This is a genomic window from Rhodococcus sp. NPDC003322 (assembly GCF_053589555.1).
This window is the reverse complement of the sequence record NZ_JBSFSC010000002.1, coordinates 70,346-97,041: the sequence shown is the minus strand read 5'-3', so window position 1 is coordinate 97,041 and position 26,696 is coordinate 70,346. Positions and strand designations below refer to the sequence as shown.

Annotated in this window: 21 protein-coding genes; 8 read left to right on the top strand and 13 right to left on the bottom strand. The window is 70.4% G+C overall.

Annotated elements, in window-relative coordinates; genetic code table 11:
* Positions 1-55: 55 nt before the first annotated feature.
* Positions 56-889, top strand: a complete 834-nt coding sequence (locus tag ACWDUM_RS06825) for a protein phosphatase 2C domain-containing protein (RefSeq protein ID WP_450111971.1) — start codon at positions 56-58, stop codon at positions 887-889.
* Positions 890-910: 21 nt separating this feature from the next.
* On the opposite strand, the gene ACWDUM_RS06820 is transcribed toward ACWDUM_RS06825, so the two are convergent.
* Positions 911-2,503, bottom strand: a complete 1,593-nt coding sequence (locus ACWDUM_RS06820) for a molybdopterin-dependent oxidoreductase (RefSeq protein ID WP_450133391.1) — start codon at positions 2,501-2,503, stop codon at positions 911-913.
* A gap of 806 nt (positions 2,504-3,309) precedes the next feature.
* The gene (locus ACWDUM_RS06815; RefSeq protein WP_450133390.1) at positions 3,310-3,966 is read right to left on the bottom strand and encodes a M50 family metallopeptidase; all 657 of its coding nucleotides are present in this window, start codon (positions 3,964-3,966) and stop codon (positions 3,310-3,312) included.
* 151 nt (positions 3,967-4,117) lie between these two features.
* On the opposite strand from ACWDUM_RS06815, the gene ACWDUM_RS06810 reads away from it, so the two are divergent.
* Together ACWDUM_RS06810 and ACWDUM_RS06805 are read left to right on the top strand one after the other, a co-directional pair.
* Positions 4,118-5,236, top strand: coding sequence for an NDMA-dependent alcohol dehydrogenase (locus ACWDUM_RS06810; protein WP_450133389.1), 1,119 nt, complete (start codon positions 4,118-4,120; stop codon positions 5,234-5,236).
* A 68-nt stretch (positions 5,237-5,304) separates the two neighbouring features.
* Entirely contained in the window at positions 5,305-6,177 is an 873-nt protein-coding gene (locus ACWDUM_RS06805; protein ID WP_450111976.1) for a LysR family transcriptional regulator, read from the top strand.
* Between the two features lie 8 nt (positions 6,178-6,185).
* Here ACWDUM_RS06805 and ACWDUM_RS06800 read toward each other — a convergent pair whose 3' ends face one another.
* Positions 6,186-6,617 (bottom strand): MarR family winged helix-turn-helix transcriptional regulator, encoded by a 432-nt coding sequence (locus ACWDUM_RS06800; protein WP_450133388.1) that lies wholly within the window; start codon positions 6,615-6,617, stop codon positions 6,186-6,188.
* A gap of 67 nt (positions 6,618-6,684) precedes the next feature.
* Between ACWDUM_RS06800 and ACWDUM_RS06795 the strand changes: the two genes are divergently transcribed.
* Complete coding sequence (locus tag ACWDUM_RS06795) at positions 6,685-8,826, top strand: MMPL family transporter (RefSeq protein ID WP_450133387.1); 2,142 nt, start codon at positions 6,685-6,687, stop codon at positions 8,824-8,826.
* Here ACWDUM_RS06795 and ACWDUM_RS06790 read toward each other — a convergent pair.
* From ACWDUM_RS06790 to ACWDUM_RS06780, 3 genes are all read right to left on the bottom strand, one after another.
* A complete protein-coding gene (locus ACWDUM_RS06790; protein WP_450133386.1) occupies positions 8,823-10,235 on the bottom strand; it encodes an amidase in 1,413 nt (470 codons plus the stop codon). The genes ACWDUM_RS06795 and ACWDUM_RS06790 overlap by 4 nt on opposite strands.
* A gap of 10 nt (positions 10,236-10,245) precedes the next feature.
* On the bottom strand, positions 10,246-11,856 hold the full coding sequence (locus ACWDUM_RS06785) for an ABC-F family ATP-binding cassette domain-containing protein (RefSeq protein ID WP_450133385.1): 1,611 nt from the start codon (positions 11,854-11,856) through the stop codon (positions 10,246-10,248).
* A 173-nt stretch (positions 11,857-12,029) separates the two neighbouring features.
* Positions 12,030-12,578: a hypothetical protein gene (locus tag ACWDUM_RS06780; protein WP_450133384.1), complete on the bottom strand. Its 549-nt coding sequence runs from the start codon at positions 12,576-12,578 to the stop codon at positions 12,030-12,032.
* Between the two features lie 150 nt (positions 12,579-12,728).
* Here ACWDUM_RS06780 and ACWDUM_RS06775 point away from each other — a divergent pair, with 150 nt between their 5' ends.
* Positions 12,729-14,588 (top strand): penicillin-binding transpeptidase domain-containing protein, encoded by a 1,860-nt coding sequence (locus ACWDUM_RS06775; protein ID WP_450134168.1) that lies wholly within the window; start codon positions 12,729-12,731, stop codon positions 14,586-14,588.
* The gene (locus tag ACWDUM_RS06770) at positions 14,585-15,322 is read left to right on the top strand and encodes a TSUP family transporter (protein ID WP_450111982.1); all 738 of its coding nucleotides are present in this window, start codon (positions 14,585-14,587) and stop codon (positions 15,320-15,322) included. The genes ACWDUM_RS06775 and ACWDUM_RS06770 overlap by 4 nt, the downstream gene beginning before the upstream one ends.
* Before the next feature lies 1 nt (position 15,323).
* Here ACWDUM_RS06770 and ACWDUM_RS06765 read toward each other — a convergent pair whose 3' ends face one another.
* From ACWDUM_RS06765 to ACWDUM_RS06755, 3 genes are all read right to left on the bottom strand, one after another.
* On the bottom strand, positions 15,324-16,703 hold the full coding sequence (locus ACWDUM_RS06765) for a chloride channel protein (protein ID WP_450133383.1): 1,380 nt from the start codon (positions 16,701-16,703) through the stop codon (positions 15,324-15,326).
* Positions 16,704-16,716: 13 nt separating this feature from the next.
* Positions 16,717-18,186: a peptide MFS transporter gene (locus ACWDUM_RS06760; protein ID WP_450133382.1), complete on the bottom strand. Its 1,470-nt coding sequence runs from the start codon at positions 18,184-18,186 to the stop codon at positions 16,717-16,719.
* Positions 18,187-18,256: 70 nt separating this feature from the next.
* The gene (locus ACWDUM_RS06755; protein ID WP_450111985.1) at positions 18,257-18,634 is read right to left on the bottom strand and encodes a DUF3054 domain-containing protein; all 378 of its coding nucleotides are present in this window, start codon (positions 18,632-18,634) and stop codon (positions 18,257-18,259) included.
* Between the two features lie 120 nt (positions 18,635-18,754).
* On the opposite strand from ACWDUM_RS06755, the gene ACWDUM_RS06750 reads away from it, so the two are divergent.
* Positions 18,755-20,299, top strand: a complete 1,545-nt coding sequence (locus tag ACWDUM_RS06750; protein WP_450133381.1) for an FAD-binding protein — start codon at positions 18,755-18,757, stop codon at positions 20,297-20,299.
* A gap of 84 nt (positions 20,300-20,383) precedes the next feature.
* Here the strand turns inward: ACWDUM_RS06750 and ACWDUM_RS06745 are convergent, their stop codons facing one another.
* Both ACWDUM_RS06745 and ACWDUM_RS06740 read right to left on the bottom strand, forming a co-directional pair.
* The gene (locus tag ACWDUM_RS06745; protein WP_450111987.1) at positions 20,384-20,935 is read right to left on the bottom strand and encodes a YceI family protein; all 552 of its coding nucleotides are present in this window, start codon (positions 20,933-20,935) and stop codon (positions 20,384-20,386) included.
* A gap of 226 nt (positions 20,936-21,161) precedes the next feature.
* Entirely contained in the window at positions 21,162-22,874 is a 1,713-nt protein-coding gene (locus ACWDUM_RS06740) for a 2-isopropylmalate synthase (RefSeq protein WP_450133380.1), read from the bottom strand.
* A gap of 161 nt (positions 22,875-23,035) precedes the next feature.
* Here ACWDUM_RS06740 and ACWDUM_RS06735 point away from each other — a divergent pair, with 161 nt between their 5' ends.
* The gene (locus ACWDUM_RS06735; protein ID WP_450133379.1) at positions 23,036-23,728 is read left to right on the top strand and encodes a FadR/GntR family transcriptional regulator; all 693 of its coding nucleotides are present in this window, start codon (positions 23,036-23,038) and stop codon (positions 23,726-23,728) included.
* A 100-nt stretch (positions 23,729-23,828) separates the two neighbouring features.
* On the opposite strand, the gene ACWDUM_RS06730 is transcribed toward ACWDUM_RS06735, so the two are convergent.
* A complete protein-coding gene (locus ACWDUM_RS06730; RefSeq protein ID WP_450111990.1) occupies positions 23,829-25,004 on the bottom strand; it encodes a lysylphosphatidylglycerol synthase transmembrane domain-containing protein in 1,176 nt (391 codons plus the stop codon).
* A gap of 52 nt (positions 25,005-25,056) precedes the next feature.
* Positions 25,057-26,511 carry an adenylate/guanylate cyclase domain-containing protein gene (locus ACWDUM_RS06725; RefSeq protein WP_450112057.1) on the bottom strand — a complete coding sequence of 485 codons (1,455 nt, stop codon included), beginning with the start codon at positions 26,509-26,511 and terminating at the stop codon, positions 25,057-25,059.
* Between the last annotated feature and the right edge of the window lie 185 nt (positions 26,512-26,696).

Sequence of the window (26,696 nt, the reverse complement as noted above, 5' to 3'; positions counted from 1 at the left end):
CGCCCCGACCGCGCGTCGCCTGGGTGAGCGGCCGCCATCGGTGTTGGATGGATCCATGTCTGTGTCTGGGAGCCCGATACCGGGCGGCGTCGTACCCGACGCCGTCCACGACGCACTCGACGTGCGGGGATGGACGGTCCGCGCGGCGTCGATGCGGGGAACCTCGCACGAATCGGACCTGACGCCAAGGCAGGACTCGTACGCCGTACGGCAGGGCAACGGCCGGATCGCGGCCGTCGTCTGTGACGGCCTCGGCGCGATGGAGTACTCGCACCTGGCCGCGGCGGCGGCGAGCGCGGCACTCGCCGATCACCTGCTCACCGCCGACCTGGAGGTCTCCGGCGACTGGACCCCGCACTTCCGGGTGGCCTCGCTGGCGGTGACGCGGGCCGCGGGCGACCTGCTCGGTGACCGTGCGCCGAGCCTCGACGAGGTTGCCGACGTCATGGCCACCACCGTGACCGCGCTCGCCATCGAGGGCGTCGACGGCCCCGGACCGTGGTTGGCCCACGCGGCCACCGTCGGCGACAGCAGTGCGTGGTGGCGTCGCACCCGCTCCGGTGCGCTGGGCTTCGAACCGTGGTTGTTGATGTCCGGTGGACGGCTGACGCGCCGCGAGGTCGCAATCTCACGGGCCCTCGCGCTGCCGGTGCCCGACGACGCGGTCGTCACCGGGACGAGCTACGAGATCGGTCCGGAAGAACTGCTGATGGTGTGCAGTGACGGTGTCGCTGACGCGTTCGAGGACGGCGGCAGCGCCGTCGCCGCCTCGTTCGCGACGGGGTGGACCAACCCGCCCCGCCTCGGCGACCTCGCCGACCGCATCGCGTTCGAGCCGGCCGGACCGGCCGACGACCGCACCGCCGTCGCGGTATGGACGCCGCGCTGACGTTCCTCCACGAGCCGCGCGTCACGTCACGGTGAGCGAGCGGCTGTGCCACCCGCTGGCGCCGTCCGGGATCGGTTCGGCGCGCTGCTCGGTCTGGACGTTCCCGTCGAGGTCGGTGGCGCGGACCTGCAGGGTGTGGGTGCCGGGGGTGGCGCGCCACCGCCAGGTCCACTGCCGCCAGGTGTCGATCGAGTACTCGGGGGCGAGGGTCGCGTCCTGCCACGGGCCGTTGTCGGCGCGGACCTCGACACGTGCGATGCCACGGTGCTGGGCCCACGCCGTGCCCGCGACCAGGACGTCACCGGCGCCCACGTGGGCGAACGCCGCCGGGACGTCGATCCGGGAGGCGGTCTTGATCGGGGCCCGCTCACCCCAGCCGCGCCGTGTCCAGTACGCCTGGGCCCGGTCGAAGCGGGTCACCTCCCAGTCCACGACCCACTTGGTGGCGGAGACGAATCCGTAGAGGCCCGGCACGACCTGCCGGACGGGGTAGCCGTGCTCGAACGGCAGCGGTTGCCCGTTCATCGTGACCGCGAGCATCGCGTCCCGGCCGTCGCGCAGGACCGCGATCGGCGTGCCCGAGGTGAACCCGTCCGAACTGGTCGACAGCAGCATGTCGGCGTCGGGGGACACGCCGGCCTCGTCGAGCAGGTCCTTGATTCGGTAGCCGATCCAGGTGGCATTCCCGGCGAGGTTGCCGCCGACCTCGTTGGAGACGCAGGTGAGGGTGATGGTGCGTTCGATCGGGGTCCGGGCGACCAGATCCGCCCACCGCACCGTGATCTCGCGCTTGACCATGCCGTGGATGCGAAGGCTCCAGTCGTCGGTGGTGAGCATCGGCACCCGCAGGGCGGTGTCGATGCGGTAGAAGTCCTCGTTGCTCGTGACGAACGGGGTAGCCCCGGGGACGGCGATGTCCGTGCCCGGCGCGACGGCCGGTGCCCGGTTCCTCGCTGCGACCGCGGGTAGGACGAAGGCCATCCGGTTGCGCACCGCCCCGGCGATCGTGCCTGCGAGGTGACGTCCGGCCGCCCCCGCGGCCACCGCCACCGCGGCCGCGGTGCCCGCCAGCACGAGAAACCGTCGGCGGGACATGGCGACCCGTTCGGGTGCCGGCTCGTCGAGGTCGCGAGCACGACAGGTCAGGAGCCTCAGGGTGAGAACTCCGGCGGCGACACCGACGATCGTGGGGACGGCGTCGACGGTGGTCGCGCCGGGGCGGGTGGTCGCCGCGTACACCCCGACCGCGCCGAGTGCCACGAGGATGGCGCTGCCGTACGGTCGGCGGGTGCGTTCGACGATGCCTGCGATCGCGGCGAGCACCACGATCAGGACGCTCATGCCGATGAACAACGCCGGCTTGTCGTTGGTCCCGAACGTCTTGATCGCGAATTCGCGTGCCCACGCCGGACTCCGGTCGACGGTCGTCGACCCGACCGCGAAGAACGGGGACGCCGACGAGCCGGTCGGCACCGCCATCAACTCGCCGACTCCCAGAATCACCGCGGCGGCGAGCACTCCCGACAGTGCACGTCCCGGCAGCGTTCGCCACCGGCTCACTTGCGGGCCTTGCCCCGGTTCCGTGTTCGGTTCCCCGTGTGCTTCCGTCGTCATCGGATCCCACGCCCTCTCTGCTCAATTGTGAACGGTTCGGAGCGGCAGCGGAATCGGATGGGTGTCGTGAATCGGCCCGCGAGAGCTTCCGCGAATTCGACCCATCCGATTCGCCGCGGGTGTCGAAAGCCTGACGGCACCGGGACATCGGCAGAGGCCGGGTCCCACGACCGAGATCGACGAACGTGGGAATCACGGTGAAGACGAACCCGACCGCAGCCGCAGTCGGCCTCGCCGCAGTGGCGGTCCTCGGACTGTCCGCCTGCTCGTCCGGCGGTGACGACTCGAACGCGTCGGAGCCGGCGCCGCCCCATGCCCGCCGCAGAGTCGGCGCCCGCGGACATGCAGGCCGATCCGGCCGCAGACCTGGTCGGCCCGGCGTGCGCCGCCTACGTCGAGCAGGTGCCCCACCGGCGCCGGGTCGGTTCCCAGGAACCCCGAAGGTCTTCGGCCCTTGCGGGTGGAGCCGTCATACGGGTACCAATGATCTGCGAGCCGGTAGCGCAACATTTTTCGGCAACCTGCCGCCGAGCAGCATCCCCCGAAACGAAGGAGTTCAACCATGGGTTCGTCCGACGACAGTCTCGCCGCCATCAGCTATTTCGGAGGTATCGGTGCCATCGCGCTCGCGGCGATCGCGACGGGTGCAGGGCTGATGTCGGCGTCGTGACAGGTCATGCGTGAACAGCGCCTGTCCGGACAGTGCGTCCGCGCCACCGGAAGCTGATCAGGCCCACACCCGAGCGGGTGTGGGCCTTTTGGTGCCGACCGGCATCGCCCGGTCGGCGTCGATCGGCCGCCTGGGTTCAGGGCATGTACTGCGCCCGCCAGGCCAGGACCCCGGTGCCGACGGCGACCGCGATCAGCAGGACCGTCCACACCACGCGGGGCAGGTGGGTGAGGACGCGCAGCTGGTCGAGATCCGAACGGCCCGAGTGGGTTCGAGCGGCCTCGAGGATGGTGCGCAGGTTGCCCATCAGCAGCAGCCAGATCGCGGTGTACGCGAAATGCAGTTGCAGAGTGGGGGATCCGTACCAGGCGACGGCGCCGACCGACGCCCCCGACGCGACCAGGACGAGGAACCCGAAGACGTTCCGGATGAACGGGATCATCGCGGCGATCAACGCCACCGCACCCCACAACAGGATCGGCAGGCGGCCCGCGGCGATCAGCGCGGCCCCGGCGAGGCCGAGCAGGGACGGCGCAAGGTAGCCGGCCGCGGCCGTCAGCACCATTCCCGGACCGCGGGGCTTGCCCCGCGACAGCGTCAACCCGGAAGTGTCCGAATGCAGCCGGATACCTGTCAGTCGCCTGCCGGTCGCGACGGCCGCCAGCGCATGGCCGGCCTCGTGTGCCAGGGTCACCACGTGCCGCGTCAGATTCCACAGCGGCCGCCACAGCACCGCGGCCGCGGCAAGCACGAGGGGGAGATACGCCGACCAGCCGGCCCAGTACGAGTTCACCCGACCATGGTGCCAATGCCGTCCGCGGCGATGCGCACGGCGCATCGCCGGACGCCGAAAGTTGCATTGGACGACCACGAACGGGCGTGACTAGCGTCACAAATCGGACGCCGGACGACCCGAGCCGGCGCCGGTTCACGAGGAGCGGTCAATGAGGACGCGCGCAGCGGTATTGAAGGAACAGCCCGGAGCCTGGCAGGTCATCGACGTGGAGCTGGACGATCCCGGCTTCGGTGAGGTGCTGGTCGAGATGGTCGCCACCGGGCTCTGCCACTCCGACGACCACATGGCGGTCGGCGATTCCCCGGTCGGGCACCTGCCGTTCTGCGGCGGGCACGAGGGCGCAGGCATCGTCCGCAAGGTCGGTGCCGGGGTGCGAAACCTGAACGTCGGCGACCACATCGTGACGTCCTTCATCCCGTCCTGCGGGACTTGCCGCTGGTGCGCGTCCGGCATGCAGAACCTCTGCGACAACGGCGCGCTCATCCTCGAGGGGACCCAGCTCGACGGCGGGTTCCGGATGCACACCACCGACGGCGAGGACGTCGCCACGGCGGCCATGCTCGGCACGTTCGCGGAATGGCAGGTCCTCGACGAGGTGTCGTGCATCAAGGTGCGCGACGACGTCCCGCTGAACGTCGCGTGCCTGGTCGGCTGCGGTGTACCCACCGGCTGGGGTTCGGCCACCAACGGTGCCGAGGTGAAGGTCGGCGACGTGGTGATCGTGATGGGTGTCGGCGGCATCGGCATCAACGCCGTGCAGGGCGCCGCGCATGCGGGCGCGGCGCACGTCATCGCGGTCGACCCGGTCGCGTTCAAACGGGAGATGGCGCTCAAGCTCGGTGCCACCGAGGCGTACGAGAACATGGAGCAGGCCACCGAGTTCGCCAAGTCCATCACCAACGGGCAGGGCGCCGACTCCGCGATTGTCACCGTCGGCGTCATCCACGGTGAGCACGTGGGCGAGGCGTTCGCGGCGATCCGCAAGGCCGGCACCGTCGTGGTGACAGCGCAGGGGGCCGTCACCGAGGTCGGCATGCCGATCAACCTCTTCGAGATCTCCATGTACCAGAAGCGGATTCAGGGTGTCCTGTTCGGCATGGGATCGCCCCGCGAGGCGGTCCCGCGCCTGCTCGACCTCTACGCGGAGGGCAAGCTGCACCTCGACGAGCTGGTCACCCGCCGCTACACGCTGGACCAGATCAACGAGGCGTACGCGGACATGCACGCCGGTGTGAACATCCGCGGCGTCATCGACTACGCGAGTTAGTTTTCGGTGGATTTCTTCACCGGCTAGGCTGCCCGGCGGGGGCGGCCGGCCGGTGAAGGGATCGACGGATGGACCTGCGCAAACTGGAGCAGTTCGCCGAGGTCGCGCGTTGCGGCAGCTTCCACCGCGCGGCCGAGACGCTGCACATGTCGCAGCCTGCGCTGTCCCGCAGCATCCAGTCCCTCGAACGGCAGTACGGGGTGCGGCTGCTCGAACGCGGCCGCGACGGCGTCCTGATCACCGAGGTCGGCCGGCAGGTTCTCGCCTCCGCGGACACCCTGCTGCGCGGAGCCGAGGAGCTCAAGAACGTGATGCGGTCGGCCGCCGCGGGCCTGGCGGGAGAGATCTCGTTCGGGATCTCGCCATCGTCGGCATCGAATCTATTGCCGCGCTTGATGACCGAGGTGGTTCGCGACCATCCCGAACTGTCGGTGCGGATCACGATCGACTCCGTCGACGCGCTCACCGAGGCGCTGTTCGCCGGGTCCGTCGAGGTGTTCCTCGCGCTGGCGCATCCCGCGCACTCCCTCGACCGGCTTCGCGTCGATCGGCTCGGTCCCAGCCGGGTGGAGTTCAGCGTCCGCGAGGGGCACCCCCTCGACACCGGAAACCCCGTCCCGGTGGAGGCGCTGCGGGACTACCCGGTGGTCGCGGTCACCGCGTGGAACGGCTACCTGAACTCGCTGCCGGTGCGATTCGACCGGTCGCTGCTGCGGGCCTCGATCGAACTCGACAACTACGAGCTGCTGACCTCCACCGTGCTCGCGACGGACGCCGTGCTCGTGGGATCGGGGTGGACTCCCGGCCGGGGACTCGCCCTGCTCGCATTCAGCGAGGACCTGGGCATCCCCGAGACCGAGGCCGCGATGTACTCGCTGCGTTCGCGCACCCGGTCCCCGCTCGTCGATGCCCTCGTCGACTGGGTCAGGGCGGTGCGCTGAACCGTGAGTCACCCGGCGGGTGGTTGCAGCGCCCGGACGAGCGCCAGCAGCTGGGTGCGCAGGGCGGTCACGTCGCCGACCGCGGCGGTCAGCGTGGTGTCCTCCCGCTCCACTTCGATCAGGCGCCGATAGGTGCGGAGCCCCGCTTCGGTCGCGGTCACGAGCTTCCGGCGGTCGTCGTGGGGGTCCGGTTCGCGGGTGACGTACCCCGCGCGTTCGAGCTTCTCGAGCGTCCGGCTCATGGTCTGGTCGGTCACCCGCGCGGTGCGGGCGATCTCGCGCTGCGATGCCGGTGCCGCCGCGACGGCGTGCAGGACGAACAGGCCGGCATGGGTGAGGTCGTGGGTGCGCAGCAACGACTCCCAGGACTGTTCGACCAGGCGTGCAGCGGTCGACAGCAGGCGTCCGGTGGGCCAGGTGTCGGTGCCGTCGGGGTCCATCGCGTTCCTCCTCCCTCGGGGGCGGGTTGCATTTGTTCAGCAGGCTGAGCAAAATCCCGAATCGGACATGGCCATCGAATCCCTCCGGAGGACGAGCGTGACGACCACGGCACCCACCAGGACTCGGCGTCTGCGCTGGATTCTGCCAGCACTGCTGATCCTCGCCTGGCTCGCGCTCGCCGGCGCCGGTGGCCCGTTCGCGGGCAAGCTGACCGACGTCCAGACCAACGACAGCACCTCCTTCCTGCCCGCGTCCGCGGAGGCGACCGAGGTCGCCCGGCTGCAGAGCGGCTTCCAGGACACCACCTTCGTGCCCGCGATCGTGGTCGCCGAGCGGGATTCGGGGATCGAGGTCGCGGACACCCGGTTCCTCGCCGACGGCACCGCGGCGCTCGCCGGGGCACAGGGCTTCGGTCCGCAGTTCTCCCCACCGATCCGGTCCGAGGACGGAAGGGCGCTGCAGGTGTTCGTCCCCGTCGACAGCACCGGCGAACTGAAGGACACGGTCGCGCAGCTGCGCGACGCCCTCGCCGGCGCGCCCGACGGGCTCTCGGTGCACGTGACCGGGCCCGCCGGCACCGCCGCCGACCTCAGCGCCGCGTTCGGCGGCATCGACGGCATGCTGCTGCTGGTCGCCGGGGTGGTGGTGATTCTCATCCTGATCGTGGTCTACCGCAGCCCGATCCTGCCGTTCGTCGTCATCTTCTCCGCGCTGTTCGCCCTGGTCCTGGCCTGCCTGCTCGTGTACCTGCTCGCGGACGCGGGCGCGATCACCCTCAACGGCCAGAGCCAGGGCATCCTGTTCATCCTGGTGTTCGGTGCCGCAACGGATTACGCGCTGTTGCTCGTTGCCCGGTTCCGGGAGGAACTGCGCCGCGAACGTGACCGCTACCGGGCGATGGCCGCCGCGTGGCGTGCCACCCTCGAACCCGTCGCGGCCTCGGCGGGCACCGTCATCGCCGGAGTGCTGTGCCTGCTGCTCTCCGACCTCAACTCCAACCGCGGCCTCGGCCCGGTCGCCGCGATCGGCATCGCAGCCTCGTTCGTGGCCTCGATGACGTTTCTGCCCGCCGTGCTGGTCCTGCTCGGCCGCGCGTCGTTCTGGCCGCGCCGACCGGAGTACACCGGAGCCGCCGACGACGGTGGGCACGGATTCTGGGCGTCCCTCGCGGCCCGGATCGGGCGCAACCCGCGCCGGTTCTGGGTCGGTTCCGCGCTCGTACTGCTGCTGTTCGCGCTCTTGGTGCCGCAGTTCCGGGCCGGCGGTGTGGCCCAGTCCGACACCTTCCTGTTCGAGGCCGACTCCGTCGCCGGTCAGCAGGTGCTCGGTGACCACTTCGACGCGGGCAACGGGTCACCGGCCGTGATCATCGCCAACGCGGACACGCTCGATGCGGTGCGTGCCGCCGCCGACGTCCCCGGCGTCGTAGACGTCACCGTCCTCTCCGAGGGCGGCGCGGCGAAGATCGTCGACGGCCGGGTCCTGCTGGAGGCGACCCTCACCGATCCCGCCGACTCGCTCGACGCCGAGGACACCGTGCAGCGTCTGCGCGAGGCCGTGCACACGATCGACGGGGCGGACGCCCTGGTCGGCGGGCCGACGGCCACCGACCTCGACACCCGCACCACCGCGGCGCACGATCGCAACCTGATCATTCCCGTGGTCAGCCTGGTGGTCCTGGCGATCCTGTGCCTGTTGCTGCGCTCGCTGCTTGCGCCGTTGCTGCTGATGGGGACGGTGATCCTGTCGTTCGCCGCGACACTGGGCATCTCGTCGATCGTGTTCAACCACATCCTCGGCTTCCCGGGAGCCGACCCGGTCGTGCCGTTGTTCGCGTTCGTGTTCCTGGTGGCGCTCGGCATCGACTACAACATCTTCCTGATGACCCGGGTGCGCGAGGAAGCCGCGAAGGTCGGCACCCGTGCCGGGGTGCTGCGCGGGCTCACCGTCACCGGCGGGGTGATCACCTCGGCCGGGGTGGTGCTCGCGGCCACCTTCTCCGCGCTCGCGGTGATCCCGCTGATCTTCCTCGCGCAGATCGCGTTCATCGTGGCGTTCGGCGTCCTCCTCGACGCGCTCGTCGTGCGGTCGCTGCTGGTGCCCGCGCTCGTCCACGACATCGGCCCGCGCGTCTGGTGGCCGAGCGCGTTGGCGAGGCGGCCCGAGCCGGTGGTCGCCGAGCAGGACGAGACGGTCCGGGTGGCCTAACCGTGGATGCGGGCGAACGGACGAGCCTGCTCGAGTTCGAACGCCAGCTCGAGCAGGGTGCGTTCGTCGCCGTGCGCGGCCGAGAAGTGCACGCCAAGAGGAAGACCCGTCGACGTGGTGTGCAGCGGCAGTGAGATCGCCGGGGTGCCCGCGGCGTTGTTCAACGGCGTGAACGCCGTGTAGGTGATCAGCTTGTCGAACAACGTCTCGAAAGGCTGTGCGGGGGAGAGGAACCCGAGTTCCGGGGTGGTGTGACCGAGGACCGGGGACAGGATCACGTCATACGAGGCGAACAACTGCACCGCCCGGTGTGCCGTGCGACGCAACCGGTAGAGCACCTGCGGGGTCCGCGCGATGTTGCGGCGGTACAGCGCATCCAGGCCGCGGGTCAGGTTGTCGGTGCGGGCCTTGTCGAAGTCGGGACCGAGCATCTTCTTCCCGCCGGCGCAGATCGCGAACGACAGGAACCCCCAGTAGATGCTGAAATCCTCCACGAACTCCGGGCCCACCGGCAGCGGTGCGTCGTCGACGTGATGGCCGAGGTCGGCGAGCAGGTCCGCGGTCGCGCGTACCGCCGCGCGGGTCTCGTCGTCGGTGGGTTTGCCGTTGACCGAATCGGTGACGACCCCGATCCGCAGCCGCGTCGCGCTCGGGCCCTCGACCAGTCTGATCGGCGGCAACTTCGGGTTGCGGCGGTGCCGTTCGGCGGCCGCGTAGTAGCGGGCCGTGTCCCGGACGGTCCGGGTCACCACACCCTGGGTGACCAGGCGGACCGGCATCGACTGGTCCTTCGGGTCCGCGAGCATCCTGCCCCGGGTCGGCTTGAGCCCCACCAGGCCGCAGGCCGCGGCCGGAATCCGGATCGAGCCGCCGCCGTCGTTGCCGTGCGCGATCGGCACCACCCCCGCCGCCACCAGCGCCGCCGCGCCGGCCGATGACGCGCCCGACGAGTACGCCGGATTCCACGGATTGTGCACCGGCTCGGCGGTCGCGAACTCCCCGCTCGGACTGAACCCGAACTCCGGCAGCCGGGTCTTGCCCAGCGACACGAGGCCACTCGACAGCAGTTGCGTCACCGCCGGACTGTCCGCCCGGGCGGGCCGCGGGGTGAACGCCGCGCAGCCCTCACCGGTCGACAGGCCCGCCACGTCGACGTTGTCCTTGACGAACGTCGGCACGCCGGCGAACGGGCCGTCGAGCGGGCCGTCCGCCCATCCCAGGGCCCGCTCGAAGTCGGCGGTCGCGATCGCCGCGAGCGGTGACACCGCCTCCGCCCGCGCGATCGCCGCCTCCACCGCCTCCCGAGCGGTGATCTCATCGGACGCGAGGCGGGCCGCGATCCCGGTGGCGTCGAGGTCGCCGAGGGCGTCGTCGCGGAACGCGTGGACTGCAGTGGTGCCGACGGTCATATGCCCGACTCTAGAGCGGATCGATGTCCGTGACACCGGACTCCGTCAACTCCAGCCACCGGGTGATCCCGATGTCGCGCAGGAACGGCACGTCGTGGCTGACGACCAGGAGCGCGCCCCGGAACTGGGTCAGGGCCTCGGTCAGGTGCTGCAGGCTCGGCAGGTCGAGGTTGTTGGTCGGCTCGTCGAGCAGCAGCAGGCGCGGCGCGGGCTCCGCCAGCAGGATCGTCGCCAGCGCAGCCCTCAGCCGTTCGCCGCCGGACAGCGCCGCGGCCGGCACGTCCGCATCGCGTCCGCGGAACAGGAAGCGCGCCAACCGCGCCCGCACCTGTTCGTCGGTCGCGTGCGGTGCCGCGTCCGCGACGTTCTGCGCCAGCGTCCGGGACTCGTCGAAGACGTCGAGGCGTTGCGGCAGCACCCGCCACGGCACCGCGGGTGGGGCGTCGGCGATCGCGCGCAGCAGAGTGGTCTTGCCGGTTCCGTTACGGCCGACCAGGGCGATCCGTTCCGGGCCCGTCACGCCGAGCTCGACGTGCTGGCCGGTCGGCAGCGTGACGTGGACGTCGAGCACCCACTGTCCGGGGTGAACCACGCTGTCGGGCAGGTCGATTCGGATCTGCTTGTCCTCGCGGAGGGCGTCCTCGGCTTCGCTGAGCGTGCGACGGGCCTCGTCGAGCTTGTCCTGGTGGTTGCCCCGCAGCTTGCCCGCGGAGACCTGCGCCTGCCGCTTGCGTTCGCCGGCCAGGATCGGGGGCAGGCTCGACTCCATCTTCTTGCCGTACCGTTGCCTGCGGTCGATCTTGATCTGCGCCTCGATCAGTTCGCGGCCCTGCCTGCGCACGTCCGCGCGGGCGTCCCGGACCGTGGCCCGTGCGGCCTCCTGCTCGGCCTGCACCGCCTGCTCGTAGTGCGTGAAATCGCCACCGAAGAAGCGCAGCCCCCCGTCGCGGAGTTCGGCGATCGTGTCCATCCGGTCCAGCAGTGCGCGGTCGTGGCTGACCACGACGACGATGCCCGGGAACTGGTCGACCGCCGTGTACAGGCGCGCCTTCGCGTGCAGGTCGAGATTGTTGGTCGGCTCGTCGAGAAGCAGCACCTGCGGGTCGGACAGCAGCGCGGCGGTCAGGCCGAGCAGCATCGTCTCGCCGCCGGACAGGGTTCCCACCGTGCGGCCGAGGCCGTCGGGGTCGCCCGCGACATGCGCGAGACCGAGCCGGTCCAGGGTGGCGACGGCACGTTCCTCGACGTCCCAGTGACTGCCGACGACGGTGTAGTCGTCCTCGGTGCCCTCCCCGGACTCGATGCGGTGCAGCGCCTTTCGCTGCCCCTCGATGCCGAGGACGGCGTCGACGGTGCGAGTGGGGTCCAGGGTGAGGTCCTGCCTCAGGTAGGCGAGATCGCCGCCGACGGTCACGGAGCCGCGGTCGGGTCGCAGGCGTCCGGCGATCAGCCGCAGCAGCGTGGACTTGCCTGCCCCGTTGCGTCCGACCAGGCCGGTGCGCCCCGGCGGGAACACGGCGTCGACGCCTTCGAGCACGGATTCACCGTCGGGCCAGGAGAACGAGAGGTCGGAAAGGACGAGCGAAGACAGGGTCGACAGCGCTCTTGGAGATGAGGACATGGAGCTCCTTCGAAGGGTGGGTGCGGTGCGCACGCGAGAGACGCGGCGCGCGGTCACTACCTCCGAATGAGCAATGGTCTTCCGATCGTCGACAACAGGACGTCCTCAAGGCTAGGGGCGTCCGCTCGTGCGGGCAAGCGAATTTGTCCGGCGTCACCAGGCGGCCCGGTCCGCTACAGCTGCGGGCCCTCGGCGCGCAGGTCGTCGACCTTGCGCATCGCCTCGCGCAGTTCGGCGAGCCACTCGTCCGCGTGCTGGCCGGCGAGCCGGACCGTCCAGGCGAGCGCGTCGGCGCGGGACCGGGCGACGCCGGCGTCGACGAGGGTGTCGAGCACCTTGCGTTCGGGCTGCCGCAGCCGCGTCATCACCGGCACCGCCAGGTGGGTGAACAGCTGGTGGTGGTCGCCGATGGTCACGCCCCACGCGACCTTGCGGCCGTAGCGGTCCTCGGCCTCGTCCGCGATCCGCATCCGCTGCGTCCGGGTGGACTCGCGGAACCGGGACACGCGTCCCTCCACCGCGGACGGGGTGGCCTCCTCGGGTGCGGCCAGCTCGCCGGTCACCACGATCTCCTCGCGGTCCACCTCGATGGTCGGCAGGCCGGTGAACCAGTCGTCGGGCAGGCGGCCGGAGAACCACTCGGCCACGTCGCGCGTGTCGGGCGCCTGCGCCTGCTGCCAGCCGCCGCTGCGGCCGAACCGGCGATTCGATGAGTATCCCATTGCTCTCACCTCGGTTGTTGCAATGATTACTTGATTACAACGCTACGCCCGTTGGCCTTCCGGCGCCACGTACCCGTGCGCCCTTTCGGTGGCCGGGGGCACCGGAAAAGCGCACAGGTGGCGCAGCCGCCTAGGGTCGACCCCATGCGCATGAGACCGGTTGTCGCGGTGATGTCGGTGTCGGCCCTGCTGGCCGGCGGCGTTGCGTGCAGCAGCGGCCCGACGGAGACGGAGACGGCGGCCGAGCAGTTCGCCGACGCTCTGACCCGTCGCGACGCCCAGGCCGCCGCCGACCTCACCTCGGACCCCGCGGCCGCGGCCACCGCGATCCGGCAGATGTTCGACGGACTGAACGCGACGGACGCGCGATTCACCGTCGCGGGCACCGACAGCGACGCCGGCACGTTCACGCTCGCCGCCGACTGGACCTTCGGCGCCGCCCCGACGGAGACCGGAGTCGCGGAGACCACCGGCGCCCCGACCCCGACCCCGACGACCGCCGCACCGGCACCGGAGGACTGGACCTACACCACCAGCGGCGGTGGCCGGTCGGTCGCCGACGGCGGGGCCATCCCCTGGGACCCGGCACTGCTGGCGCCCGGGCTCGACGCGACGACCACCCTGAGATACACCACCCTGTCCGGCGGATCGCCGACCGTGTTCGCCGCCAACGGAACTCCGCTGATGACCGAGCAGACCGTCACCCTGGTCAATCTCGATCCGGCCACCGTCGGCGACCCCGCCGCGGCGGCGGCGGCCCTCGCACCCCTGCTCGCACCGGTCGCGCCCACCATCTCCGCAGCCACGCTCGGTTCGGATCTCGCTGCGACGCAAGGCCGTCCGCTGACCGTCATCACCCTCCGCGACGCCGACCTCGCACCGATCGAGGCGCAACTGGCCGCGATTCCCGGGGTCACCCTCGTCAAGCAGACCCGGCTGCTCACCGTGGACAAGGCGGTGCAGTCGCCGGCCCTCGAGGGGCTTCGGACGATGTGGGAACAGGGACAGGCCGACAACGCCGGCTGGGCGGTGCAACTGGTGCACCCGGACGGCACCGCCGAACGGCTCACCGGACACGACGGCACCACCGCCCCCGACATCGCGGCCACCCTCGACCCCGCCGTGCAGGCCGCCGCCCAGGCCGCGATCGCGGACCTGCCGCAGCAGGCGGCGATCGTCGCGATCCGGCCGTCCACCGGTGGGGTGCTCGCCGTCGCGCAGAACGCCGCCGCCAGCGCCCAGGGCCCGATCGCGTTGACCGGCCTGTACCCGCCCGGGTCGACATTCAAGACCGTGACGACTTCGGCTGCGTTGCAGCAGGGTTCGGTGACCACCGACACCGTGCTGCCGTGCCCAGGCAGCGCGAACATCGAGGGCCGCACCATCCCGAACGACGACAACTTCGACCTGGGATCGGTGCCGCTGCACACCGCGTTCGCCCGTTCCTGCAACACCACGATGGGACAGCTGGCGGTGTCGATGACGCCGATGGCGCTGCACGAGGCGGCGCAGCAGTTCGGCCTCGGCATCGACTACGTCACGCCCGCCCTGACCACGGTGACCGGCAGCGTCCCGCCCGCCGACACCCCCGCCGAGCGCGTCGAATCCGCGATCGGGCAGGGGCGGGTGACCGCGTCCCCGTTCGGGATGGCGCTGGTCGCCGCGTCCATCGCGCACGGGTCCACGCCCGCACCGATGCTCGTCCAGGGGCAACCCGGCGTCGGCGACGCGGGCCCCACCCCGGCACCCGCCGCGGTCACCGACGCGCTGAAGACGATGATGCGGGAAACCGTCACCGCCGGTACCGCGACGCAGCTCACCGACATCGCCGACCTGCGCGGAAAGACCGGCACCGCGGAGGTCGCCGGGCAGCCCGCGCACGGCTGGTTCGTCGGCAGCGAGGGGGACGTCGCGTTCGCAGTGTTCGTCGCCGGCGCGGACAGCTCCGTGCCCGCGGTGGACGCCGCCGGCCGGTTCCTGAGGCCGATCCAGGCCCAGCTGCCACGGTGACCGCGCTCGACTACTTACTGCTCGTCGTCGCCGGATTCGCCGCGGGGCTGGTCGGTTTCGTCACCGGGCTCGCGTCGATCGTGTCGTATCCGGCGCTGCTCGCGGTCGGGTTGACGCCGATCGCCGCGAACGTCACCAACACCGTCGCGCTGGTCGCGGTCGGGATCGGGGCGACCGCGAACTCGTTGCGGGAGCTGACCGAGATGGGGCCGCGGTTGTGGCGGTGGGCGGCGGTCTGCGCCGCCGGCGGACTCGCCGGGGCCGCGCTGCTGCTGTGGGCACCGGAAGGGTCGTTCGAGGCGGTGGTGCCGTACCTGGTTGCGGGCGCGGCGGTGGCACTGCTGGCCCAGCCGCGAATCCGGAAACTGGCCGTCGGCAGGGAGTTCCCGGTCCTTTTCCCCGCGGCACTGGGGCTGGTGGCGGTCTACGGCGGCTACTTCGGGGCCGGCGCCGGGGTGATCTTCCTGGCGCTCACCCTGATCTGCACGGCGCTGTCGGTGTGGCGGGCGACGATCCTCAAGAGCTTCCTGCTCGGGATCGCGAACCTCGTGGCCGCCCTGGCCTTCTCGGTGTCCGGGGAGGTGCACTGGGGTGCCGCGGCGGCGATGGCGCTGGGGGCGCTGCTGGGTGGCTGGTGCGGGCCGCCCCTGGTGAAGGTCATTCCGCCGAACGCGCTGCGGATCGCGGTCGCGGCGGCCGGGTTCGGCCTGGCCGGGTGGCTCGCCCTGCGGTGAGTCAGGTGCCTCGGTCGCGTTCGGTTTCCGCATCCGCACGGTTGCGGCGCTGTCGGAGATAGATCGACGAATCGCTGTGCCGCACGATCAGATACGCCGCTGCGACGGTGATCATCCCGCCCGGCACCACGGCCCACCCGCCGGTCATCTCCGCCACCATCACCATCACCGCCAACGGGGCGCGGGCCGCGCTGCCGAAACAGGCCATCATCCCGACGATCACGAACGGCGCCGGGCTGTCCGGCACCGACGATGCCCACGGTTCGGTCAGCCGCCACACCGCGGCGCCGACGAAGCCGCCGATCACCATGCCGGGACCGAAGATCCCGCCGGATCCGCCCGTCCCGATCGACAGCGCGGTGGCCACGATTTTCAGCAGCGGCAGCATCAGGACTATCCACAGCGGCAGGGCCAGCAGCGAGTCCCGGCTCAGCGCCTCCTGGACCCAGCCGTACCCGCTGCCGAGAACCTGGGGCACGGCGAGCGCGAGCAGACCGACGAGAAGACCACCGACCGCGGGCTTGACGACCTTGCTGCCCGGCAGTCGACGGGTCACCGCGGCGACCCCGTAGAAGATCCGGATGTAGAGCAGTCCCACCACCCCGCCCAGGACCCCGATCACCAGGAACCACACCAGATGCGTGGCGTCGTCGAATCGGTAGTCGGGCAACGCGAACCCGAACAGCGGCTCGTAGCCGAGGAAGGACCCGAACACCCCGTACGCGGTGACCGACGCGATCAGGCCGGGGATCAGCGCCCGGAACTCGAAGTCCTCCCGGTATGGGACCGCCGCGGACAGCACCGCGCCGCCCAGCGGTGCCCCGAAGATGGCACCGATCCCCGAGCCGATCCCGATCGCGACGGCGATCCGCCCGACATCGTCGGACAGGTTCAGCCACCGGGTCAGCAACGAGCCGAAACCCGCCGAGATCTGGGCGGTCGGGCCCTCCCGTCCCGCGGACCCGCCCGAGCCGATGGTCAGCGCGCTGGAGAGCATCTTCACGAGCACCGCGCGGACCCGGATCGACCGCGGATCGGTGTGATAGGCCTCGATCGCGGCGTCGGTGCCGTGGCCTTCGGCCTCGGGTGCGAAGCGAGCCACCAGAGCGGCGGAGAGCAGGGCGCCACCACACACCACCAGCGGGATCGCCCACCAGCGGCGGAAGCTGTCAGAGCCGGAGTCGCCGCCGTCGCCGACGGCCTGCGGCGGTGTGTAGCCGCCGACCCCCTCGAGCAGCAGCCTGCCGGTCCACTGAAGGAGCACCAGGAACACCACCGCACCGAGCCCCGCGATCACCCCGATCGCGATCCCGAGAACCAGCCAGGTCCGGGTGTAGCCGGTGAGCCACAGCCCGATTCGCGTGCCCAGTCGCCGGTTCACGTCGTGGCCTCGGTCAGTGGACCCCGCGCATCATCCGGCTGATCCACGGTGACAGGGCCACCATGACGACCCCGACCGCGATCGAACCGATGCCGATCCACAGGAAGTACGGGGCCTGGTGGTCGGTGTCGTAGAACTTCGCGAGGGTGCCTGCCATCGAGGATCCCAACGCCACCGACAGGAAGAACAGCGCCACCATCTGGGTGTGGAACGCCTTGGGGGCCAGCTTCGTCGACAGCGACAGCCCTACAGGGGACAGGAACAGTTCGGCAAAGGTGAACAGCAGCAGGATGAACACCAGCGCCAGCAGCGGGGTGCCGTTCGGCTGACCGTCGGCGAAGGGGAGGAACGCGAGGAACGCCAGGCCCATGAGCGTGGTTCCGATCGCGAACTTCAGCGGCGAGGACGGCTGCCGCGGACCGAGTTTCGTCCACATCGCCGCGAACACGCCGGCGAAGATGATGATGAACACCGGGTTGATGGACTGCACCCACGAGGCGGGGAAGTCCCAGCCCAGCAGGTTGCGGTCGAGGAACTTGTCGGCGTAGATCGCGACCACGGTGAACTGCTGCTGGAACAGCGACCAGAACGCGGCGCTGGCCAGGAACATCGGGATGAACGCCACCACCCGGCTGCGTTCGGTGCTGGTGATCTGCCTGCTGGACAGGATCACCGCGAAGTACCCGACTGCTGCGGCGATCGTCAGTCCGACCACCACGTCGGACAGGTTGCCGGTGGTGATCACCCCGACCAGGCAGAGCACGACCACCACGAGCACCATGGCGAGTGCCCCGGCGCCGTACTTCCACAGCATCGTGCGCGGCAGTGGGTTCGCCGGCGTCGCACCGATCGTTCCGAGGCGTTTGCGGCCGAGGGTGTACTGGATCAGGCCCAGCGCCATACCGACCGCGGCCAGACCGAACCCGACATGGAAGCCCCAGTTCTTCTGCGCCCACCCGGTCAGCAGTGGGCCGAGGAAGCCGCCGATGTTGATGCCCATGTAGAAGATCGAGAAGCCCGCGTCCCGGCGTTCGTCGCCCTCGGCGTACAGGTCGCCGACCAGGGACGTGGCGTTCGCCTTCAGGCCGCCGCTGCCGACCGCGACCAGGATCAGCCCGGCTCCGACGCCCGCCAGGCCGGGGATCAGCGCCAGCGCGATGTGCCCCAGCATCACCAGCACGGCGCTGTAGAAGAGCGTCCGTTCCGAGCCGAGCACCCGGTCCGCGACCCAGGCGCCGAGGATCGTCGACAGGTAGACGGTGCCGCCGTAGGCGCCGACGATCGAGACCGCGGACGCCTCTGAGATCCCCAACCCGCCCTCGGTGGCCGAGTAGTAGAGGTAATAGAGCAGGATGCCTTGCATCCCGTAGAAGGAGAATCTCTCCCACATCTCGACGCCGAACAGGTTGGCCAGCGCCTTCGGCTGACCGAGGAATCCGTGGTCGGACAGCGGCTCCTGGCGGGGCGTCACGACTTCACTCATTGCAGAACCTTCCCACGCGCCGCGCGTGACGGCGCGGCGCAACTCCGCAATGTTAGCGAAGGAAAGTTGTTCAGCGACCCGCGGGGCGCCTCGCCACGCGGGCGTAGATCGCTCGCCAGCCCAGCAGGAACACCGCCAGCACGGTGCCGGCGACCAGGATGAAACTGAACGCGGTGCCCTGCCCGGAGACCACCCGCAGCAGCATGCCGCCGACGAGGGTGCACAGCCAGATCACGATCCCGGCCGGCACCACCGACGCCGGGACGGACTTGTTCCGGTACAGCGCCTCGTTCACCACCCAGCCCAGCGCGAGGCCACAGAGGAACGGCCACGCCGTGGTCAGCAGCCCCGTCAGCGCGTTCGCCTCGTCGTGACTGCGGCGACCGATCGCGCAGAACACGATCACCAGGACGACATCGACGAGCAGGATCGGCAGCACCTTCTTCACGGCGTCCAGAGTAGGCGGCCCTTTGCCTCCCTCTGGACGGGATATGGGCGGACGGAACCGCGTCATGCTCCTAGCGTGGTCGGGACACTGTGATCGACCAGACATTCGGAGGCAATCAAGATGACCCAGTGGAACGACGAGTGTGACGTCCTGGTGGTCGGATCGGGTGGCGGCGGCGTCGCCGGCGCCTACACCGCGGCCCGGGAGGGCCTCGACGTGATCCTCGTCGAGGCGACGGACAAGTTCGGTGGCACCACCGCCTACTCCGGTGGCGGCGGCGTGTGGTTTCCGTGCAACCCGGTGCTGGTGCGGGCCGGCACCGACGACACCATCGAGGACGCGCTCGAGTACTTCCACGCGGTGGTCGGCGACGGTGCGCCGCGCGAACTGCAGGACGCCTACGTCCTCGGCGGCGCACCTCTGATCGAGTACCTCGAGCAGGACGAGGATCTCAAGTTCCAGATGCTGCCGTGGCCCGACTACTTCGGCAAGGCGCCCAAGGCGCGGCTGGACGGTCAGCGGCACACCATGCCGTCGCCGCTCAAGGTGTCGGACGCCCCCGAGCTCCGCGAGGTGGTGCGTGGACCGCTCGACAACGACCGTCTCGGCACGCCGCAGCCCGACGACTTCTTCATCGGCGGCCGGGCGCTGATCGCGCGCTTCCTCAAGGCGATCGGCAAGTACCCCAACGCCACCCTGCACCGGAACTCGCCGCTGGTCGAGCTGGTCGTCGAGGACGGCGCGGTGGTCGGCGCCATCGTCGAGCGTGACGGCGAGCAGGTCGCGATCCGGACCCGCAAGGGTGTGGTGCTCGCGGCGGGTGGCTTCGAGGGCAACGACGAGCTCCGCCGCAAGTACGGCGTCCCGGGCGAGGCCCGCGACACCATGGGCCCGCCGGCCAACCTCGGCAAGGCGCACCTGGCCGGCATCGCCGTCGGCGCCGACACCGGTCTGATGGGCGAGGCGTGGTGGTCGCCCGGCATGACCCATCCGGACGGCCGGTCCGCGTTCGCGCTGTGGTTCACCGCCGGCATCTTCGTCAACCAGGACGGCCAGCGGTTCGTCAACGAGTCCTCGGCATACGACCGCATCGGCCGCGACATCATCGCCCAGATGGACGAGGGCAAGATCACCCTGCCGTACTGGATGATCTACGACGACAAGAACGGCGAGCGTCCGCCGGTGAACGCCACCAACGTCTCCATGGTCGAGACGGAGAAGTACGTCGAGGCCGGCCTGTGGCACACCGCCGACACCCTCGAGGAGCTGGCCGAGAAGATCGGTGTCCCCGCCGAGAACCTGGTCGCGACCGTCGAGCGTTTCAACTCGTTCGTCGGCACCGGCGTCGATCCCGACTTCGGTCGCGGCGACGAGGCATACGACCGGGCCTTCTCGGGTGGCGAGCCGCCGCTCGTGACGATCGAGCAGGGCCCGTTCCACGCGGCCGCATTCGGCATCTCCGACCTCGGCACCAAGGGCGGGCTGCGTACCGACACCGCCGCGCGGGTGCTCGACACCGCAGGCAACCCGATCCCCGGCCTCTACGCCGCGGGCAACACGATGGCCGCGGCGAGCGGCACCGTCTACCCCGGTGGCGGCAACCCGATCGGCGCGAGCATGCTGTTCGCCCACCTCGCGGTCAAGGACATCGTCGCCGGCCGCTAGGCGCGACCGGGGAACCGACGACAAAGCGCACCCGCCGAGGCCCGAGGGGGAGGGGCTCGGCGGGTGCGCCGTCTGTACGGTCGATCAGGCCTGCAGGCCGGCCTCGATCTCGAGGGTGATGGTGATCTTGTCGCCGACGACGGCGCCGCCGCCCTCGAGCGGCATGTCGATCGAGATGCCGAAGTCCTTGCGGTTGATGACGGTGGTGGCCTCGAATCCGGCGACCGGGCCGTTGCCCATGCCCGGGTTCACGCCGTTGAACTCCATCTTCAGCTCGACCTCGTTGGTGACACCGTGCAGGGTGAAGTCGCCGACGACCACGAAGTCGTCACCCTTCGCGCGGACGCCGGTGGACTTGAAGGTCGCGGTCGGGAACTGCTCGGCGTCGAAGAAGTCGGCGGTCTTGAGGTGGCCGTCGCGCTGCTCGTTGTCGGTGGTGATGGACGCGACCTGGATCTGCGCCTCGACGGCAGGCGTGCCGTCCTCGGCGACGGTGATCGCACCGGAGAAGTCCTGGAAACGGCCACGGACCTTGCTGACCATCAGGTGCCGGACACTGAAGCCGACGGTCGAGTGGGTCGGGTCGATGGCCCAGGTGCCGGCGGTCAGGGTCGGGAGGGCGATGGCGGTGGTCATGAAGGCTCCTTGGCGAGTAGTTGAATGTTCAAGCACTGGCAGGTTCAACCGTGCCACTCGCGGAACGCTTCCCGCAACCCGATGTGACCTCCGTCACCGAGGCGGGTCGCCCGGATGTCTGACCGAATGGGTCATTCGTTCAGTCAGGACGAACGAATGACCCATTCGGTCAAATGGGGGCGGGGGCGGGGGCGGGGCTCGGGGCGGGGCCGACTCCGGCGCGGGGTCAGACCGCGACGCGGGCCGCTGCCCGGGCGCGGTGCGCGGCGGCCAGGGTCGCGCGCAGGCTCGACGCCGTCGCCGACCGGTCGACGCCGACGCCCCACGCGCTGTGGTCACCGACCCGGCATCGGACGAAGGTCACCGCCTCCGCGTCGCGCCCCGAGCCGACGGACTGCTGCGTCATCCACAGCACCTCCACCGCGAGTCCGTGTCCGGCCAGGACCTCGGTCAGCGCATCCACCGGACCGGGCGCGGTGGCCTCGCCGTCGAGCGTCAGGTCGTCGAGCGTGGCGCGGACGCGCACACGGTCCCCGTCGGCGACGTGCTCGACTGCCCACCATTGCAGGCCACAATGGTGGGAGTAGGTGTCCCGCAGCAACTTCCACAGCTGCGCCGCCGTCGCCTCGGCGCCGCTGTCGTCCGTGGCGCGCTGGACGTGTCGGGCGAAGTCGATCTGCAGCCCGCGGGGCAGGTCCACCCCGTACCCCGCCTGCAGGAGGTAGGCGATGCCGCCCTTGCCGGACTGACTGTTCACCCGGATCACCGCCTCGTAGTCCCGGCCGACATCGTGCGGATCGATCGGCAGGTACGGCACGTCCCACGGCGCCTCGTCCGGGTCGACGCCCGCCGCTGCTGCGGCGGCGGCGTGGTGGGCGAAGCCCTTCTTGATCGCGTCCTGATGGGTCCCGGAGAACGCGGTGTACACCAGGTCTCCGCCGTACGGGTGCCGGGGATGGACGTCGATCCTGTTGCAGTACTCCACCGTTCGTCGGATCGAATCGATGTCGGAGAAGTCGATCATCGGGTCGATACCCTGCGCATGCAGGTTCAGGGCGAGCGTCACCAGGTCCACGTTCCCGGTGCGTTCCCCGTTGCCGAACAGGCAACCCTCGACCCGCTGGGCGCCGGCCAGTACCGCCAGTTCGGCGCACGCGACGCCGGTGCCGCGGTCGTTGTGAGGATGCACCGACAGGATCACCGACTCCCGGCGTCCGAGATTCCGGTGCATGTACTCGATCTGGTCGGCGTACACGTTCGGTGTCGAGATCTCCACGGTCGCAGGCAGATTGTGGATGACCGGCCGGTCCGGGCTGGCGTCCCACAGGTCGGTGAGGCTGTCGCACACCTGCAGGACGTAGTCCGGCTCGGTCAGGTTGAACACCTCGGGGGAGAACTCGAAGCGGACGCCGGGCTGCGCGTCCCCGCCGCGGGCGACATCCGCGGCGGCATCGATGATCAAGCGGTGCAACGACTCCCGGCCGTGACCCAGAACGACGTCCCGCCACGTGGGTGCCGTTGCCGTGTACAGGTGCAGCACCACGTTCGGCAGTCCGCGCACCGACTCGTAGGTGCGCTCGATCAGGTCGGTGCGGGCGGCGGTGAACACCACGATCGTGACGTCGTCGGGGACCAGGTCCTGCTCGGCCAGGGCGCGGACGAAGTCGAAGTCGGTCTGGCTGGCCGAGGGGTAGCCGACCTCGATCTCCTTGTAGCCCATCGCGACCAGCAATTCGAAGAAGCGGCGCTTGCGGCTGGGGTCCATCGGCTCGGCGAGTGCCTGATTGCCGTCCCGCAGGTCGACCGGAACCCACAGGGGAGGCGCGGTGAATTCATTCGTGGGCCAGTGGCGTTCGGTGATGGGGACGGTCACCCGCTCGGTGTGCGGGCGATAGCGGTACGACGGCATCGGGGACGGGGTCTGACGGTTGACGTTCATGGCGGCACTCCGGGTCGGATCGGACGACCGGCACGATCGAACCCCGCGGCGGGGTGCCGGTCCGGTCAGATCCCGCCGCGGCGGTCGAGGAGCAGTCCACGAACGGCCACGAAAGGTAGGCTAGACCCGAACAACTTGTCTGACAACCCGAGGAGTCTCGAGTGGCCGCCCCGCTGCACCGCAACCTGCTCGCCGACCAGGCCGCAGACCGACTGCTCGGCAGGCTCGCCGCCGGGGAATGGGAGGTCGGCACGAAGCTGCCCGGCGAGACCACCCTCGCCGCCGAACTCGGCGTCGGGCGCTCCACCATCCGCGAGGCCCTGCGGATGCTCACCGGACAGGGACTGCTCCGGGCCCGCCAAGGCGCCGGTGTCTTCGTCGAACGGACCACACCCGTCGTCACCTGGGAGGCGGTGCTGCGGGGCCAGGCGATAGCCGAGGTCGTCGAGGTCCGCAACGCCATCGAGGTGGAGGCCGCGCGACTCGCGGCATCCCGCGCCACCACCGACGACGTCGCCGCGATGCGCCGGGCGCTGACTCGACGTGAGGAGGCGTTCCCGCTCGGGGACCGCGCGTTCGTCGAGGCCGACATCGAGGTCCACCGCGCCGTCGTCGCGGCTGCCCACAACCCGGTGCTGGCCGAGCTGTTCGAGACTTTCGTGCCACGGCTGACCGAGGCGATGGTCGACATGGTCGAGCTGCTCGGGATCCGCGCGCACGATCCCGGACCCGACGCCGACGACCACCGCGCCCTCGTCGAGGCCGTCGCCGCCGGGGACATCGAAGGCGCGGTCGCAACCTGTCGCGCGCACCTCGATGCGATGCTCGCCGCCGTCCGCTGCCCCGGTGAGTGAACCCCGGCCGTCGGATACACACCAGCCCCGACTTACCGAATGTGGGATTCGGTCAGTCAGGCCGACCGAATCCCACATTCGGTAAGGGGGTGGGAGATGGTCAGGCGGGGTCGGTGGGGGTGCCGTCGTCCCGGGCGGTCAGCCGGCGCTCGGGTTGCTCGAACCCGAACTGCTCACGCTGCTCACGGCGTTCGAGTTCGACGTCGAACTCGAGGTCTTCGTGGTGGTGTCCGCGGAACAGGAACGCGAACACGATCCACCCGATGATCGCAACCAGGATGAAGCTCACCCCGCGATAGACGAACGCCGCCGCGACCGCCTCCGAGGCGCTGATCCGGGCGGCAGTCGTCAGCGTCGCGATCAAGGTGGCGTCGACGAACACCAGCCCGCCCGGCGCCAGCGGGATCGTCGCGACCGCCTTGCCCGCCGCGAACGCGATCAGCACACCCGACAGCGTCGGGTTCGCGCCGATCGCCCAGCACGCCAGGCCGAGGCAGGCGACATCCGCGATCCGGTGCACCGCCGACCAGCCCGCGGTGATCAGCCCGTCCCGCTTGCCCAGTCGCACCGACTCGAGCTGGGTGAGCGTCTCGCGCACCGCGTGCATCCCCGCGTTGGCGGGCTTCGAGCGCATCCGGTTGACGCGGACCAGGACCCACCCGGCGGCGGCCTCGATCGCACTCGGGTGTGCGGAGACGTAGCGGACCGCCAGGACCAGCGCGATCAGGCCGACGACCGACAGCAGCAGCGTCACCGGGCTGACGGAGCCGCCGACGAGCAGCGCGCCGCCCAACCCGATCAGCGCCAGTCCGATGCCGGCGATCACGCCGGAGATCGCCAGCTGCCAGGACGCCACCACGGGATTCGCGCCCCAGCGGCGCGTCTCCCGGTACGTGAACGCGGTGGAGAACACCTGCCCGGCAGGCAGCGTGACGGCCATCGCCGTCGACGCGTACACCACGGCGACCGACTTGGGCTGTCCGACGTCGACTCCGCCTGCGTGCAGCAACTGCTTCTGCACCCGGCCGTACCCGCTGAGCGACACGGCCTGGGCGAGCACGCACGCAGCCAGCCAACCCCAGTGGATCTCGGTCAGCGCCCGCCACGAGTCGTGCAGCCGCGGCCACAGGTAGACGCCCTCGGCGACGAGCAGCACCACGAGAGCGACACCGGCGACCCACTTCAGCCACCAGAATCGTCCGCGGACACGCCCGGACCGAGGCACCTCCCGAGTGTGAGGGGTACCCCCGGTCGGGTCGGGCTGCGGCGTCACCACCAGGCCAGCGTAGCCAATCGGATCGAGATCGCCCCGCACCGCGAACCGCTGGTTACGGGTATTGGACCGGTGAGGCCAGATGGGTGACGCGGTTGCGGCCGCGTAGCTGTACCTGGTCGCCGAGCTCCCACTCGGACTGCTCCTCCTCGTCGGCGAAGTACAACGCGCTCGTCGACGCCAGCACCCGGCTGGGGTGGATCTTCGCCAGCTCGGTCAGTCGCGACGCCTCGTTGACCGGGTCCCCGATCACCGTGTACTCGAACCGCTCCGCGGCACCGATGTTCCCGGCCACCGCCAGGCCCGCCGACACGCCGATGCCGATGTCGAGGGCGGTGATGCCGTCGAGGGCGAACCGCAGCTCCCGCGCCGCGGCCAGTGCCGCGGTCGGGGCGTCGGGCCGGTCCAGCGGGGCACCGAAGATCGCCAGAGCCGCGTCGCCCATGAACTTGTTGACGAACCCGTGGTGCCGGTCCACCACGTCGACCACGACCCGGAAGAACTCGTTGAGCAGGCTGACCACCTCGCCGGGTGGACGTTCGGCCGCGGCGCCGGTCGAGCCGACCATGTCCACGAACAGCACCGCCACGAACCGGGTCTCGCCGCCCAGCTCGGTACCGAACTGCAGCGCCCGCCGGGCCACGTCCTCACCGACGTGCTGACCGAACAGTTCGCGCAGCACGCGCCGTTCCGCCGAGTCCTGCATCATCCGGTTGAACCCGACCTGCAGCCGACCGATCTCGGAGCCGTCGAACACCTCGACCTGCACATCCGTCGCGCCGCGCTGCACCCGCTCGATCGCCCGCCGCAACTGGCGGATCGGATCGGACACCTGACTCGCGGTCAGCATCGACAGCACGAACGCCGTGGTGATCGTCATCACGGAGAGCAGCAGCACCGCGATCGCCAGCGCATTCGTCGAGAACTGCAGGTCGGTGCTCAGCTGCGTCGCACAAAGCAGGATGATGCCGATCACCGGCATCAACGTGCCCAGTCCCCACGTCATCGCCATCCGGGTGCCGACGCCCGGCGCGAGGGTGCGGTCGAACCGGCCCTCGGACAACGCCCGCGCCGCCACGGGCCGCAGGATCCGCTCGCCGAGCATGTAGGTGAAGCCGAACGTGGTGGTCGCGGCCATGCAGACCGTCACGATCACCGCGACCGCCAGTTCCGGCATCTCCGAGACGGTGAGGATCACGAACAGGATGCCGCCGATGATCCACAGGATCAGGTGCACGATCGCCTGCCGCAACGGGGCGTGCAGCGCCGCCATCTGCTCGCTGCGGGTGGGCGGGCCGCCCCGCAACTGCCAGCGGATCACCGACCGGAGCATCATCGCCGCTGCGCCGAGGCTGACGACCCCGGCGAGGGCGAGGTAGATCCCGAAGATGACGACGTTGCGCACCCGATCCTCGAGGATCGCGTCGGACTCGGTGATCGGCAGCCCGTACCGGATGAACGCCAGTACCAGTACCGCGCCGATGAAGTTGGCCAGAATCATCGACCCCATGTAGAGCGGCCAACGACTGCGCATGGTCAGCGCGACCGCTCGGTAGGAGGATGCCAGCACAGCGACCAATTTAGCGGGGCGTCGTGTACCCGAGCAGAGCCGGAGGTCCCCAGTGTCGCGCCGCGGCGCTCCTCCCGCGAAACCGCGGCCACGCGCCGTAGTCTCGCCGAGGTGACCGCGAACGA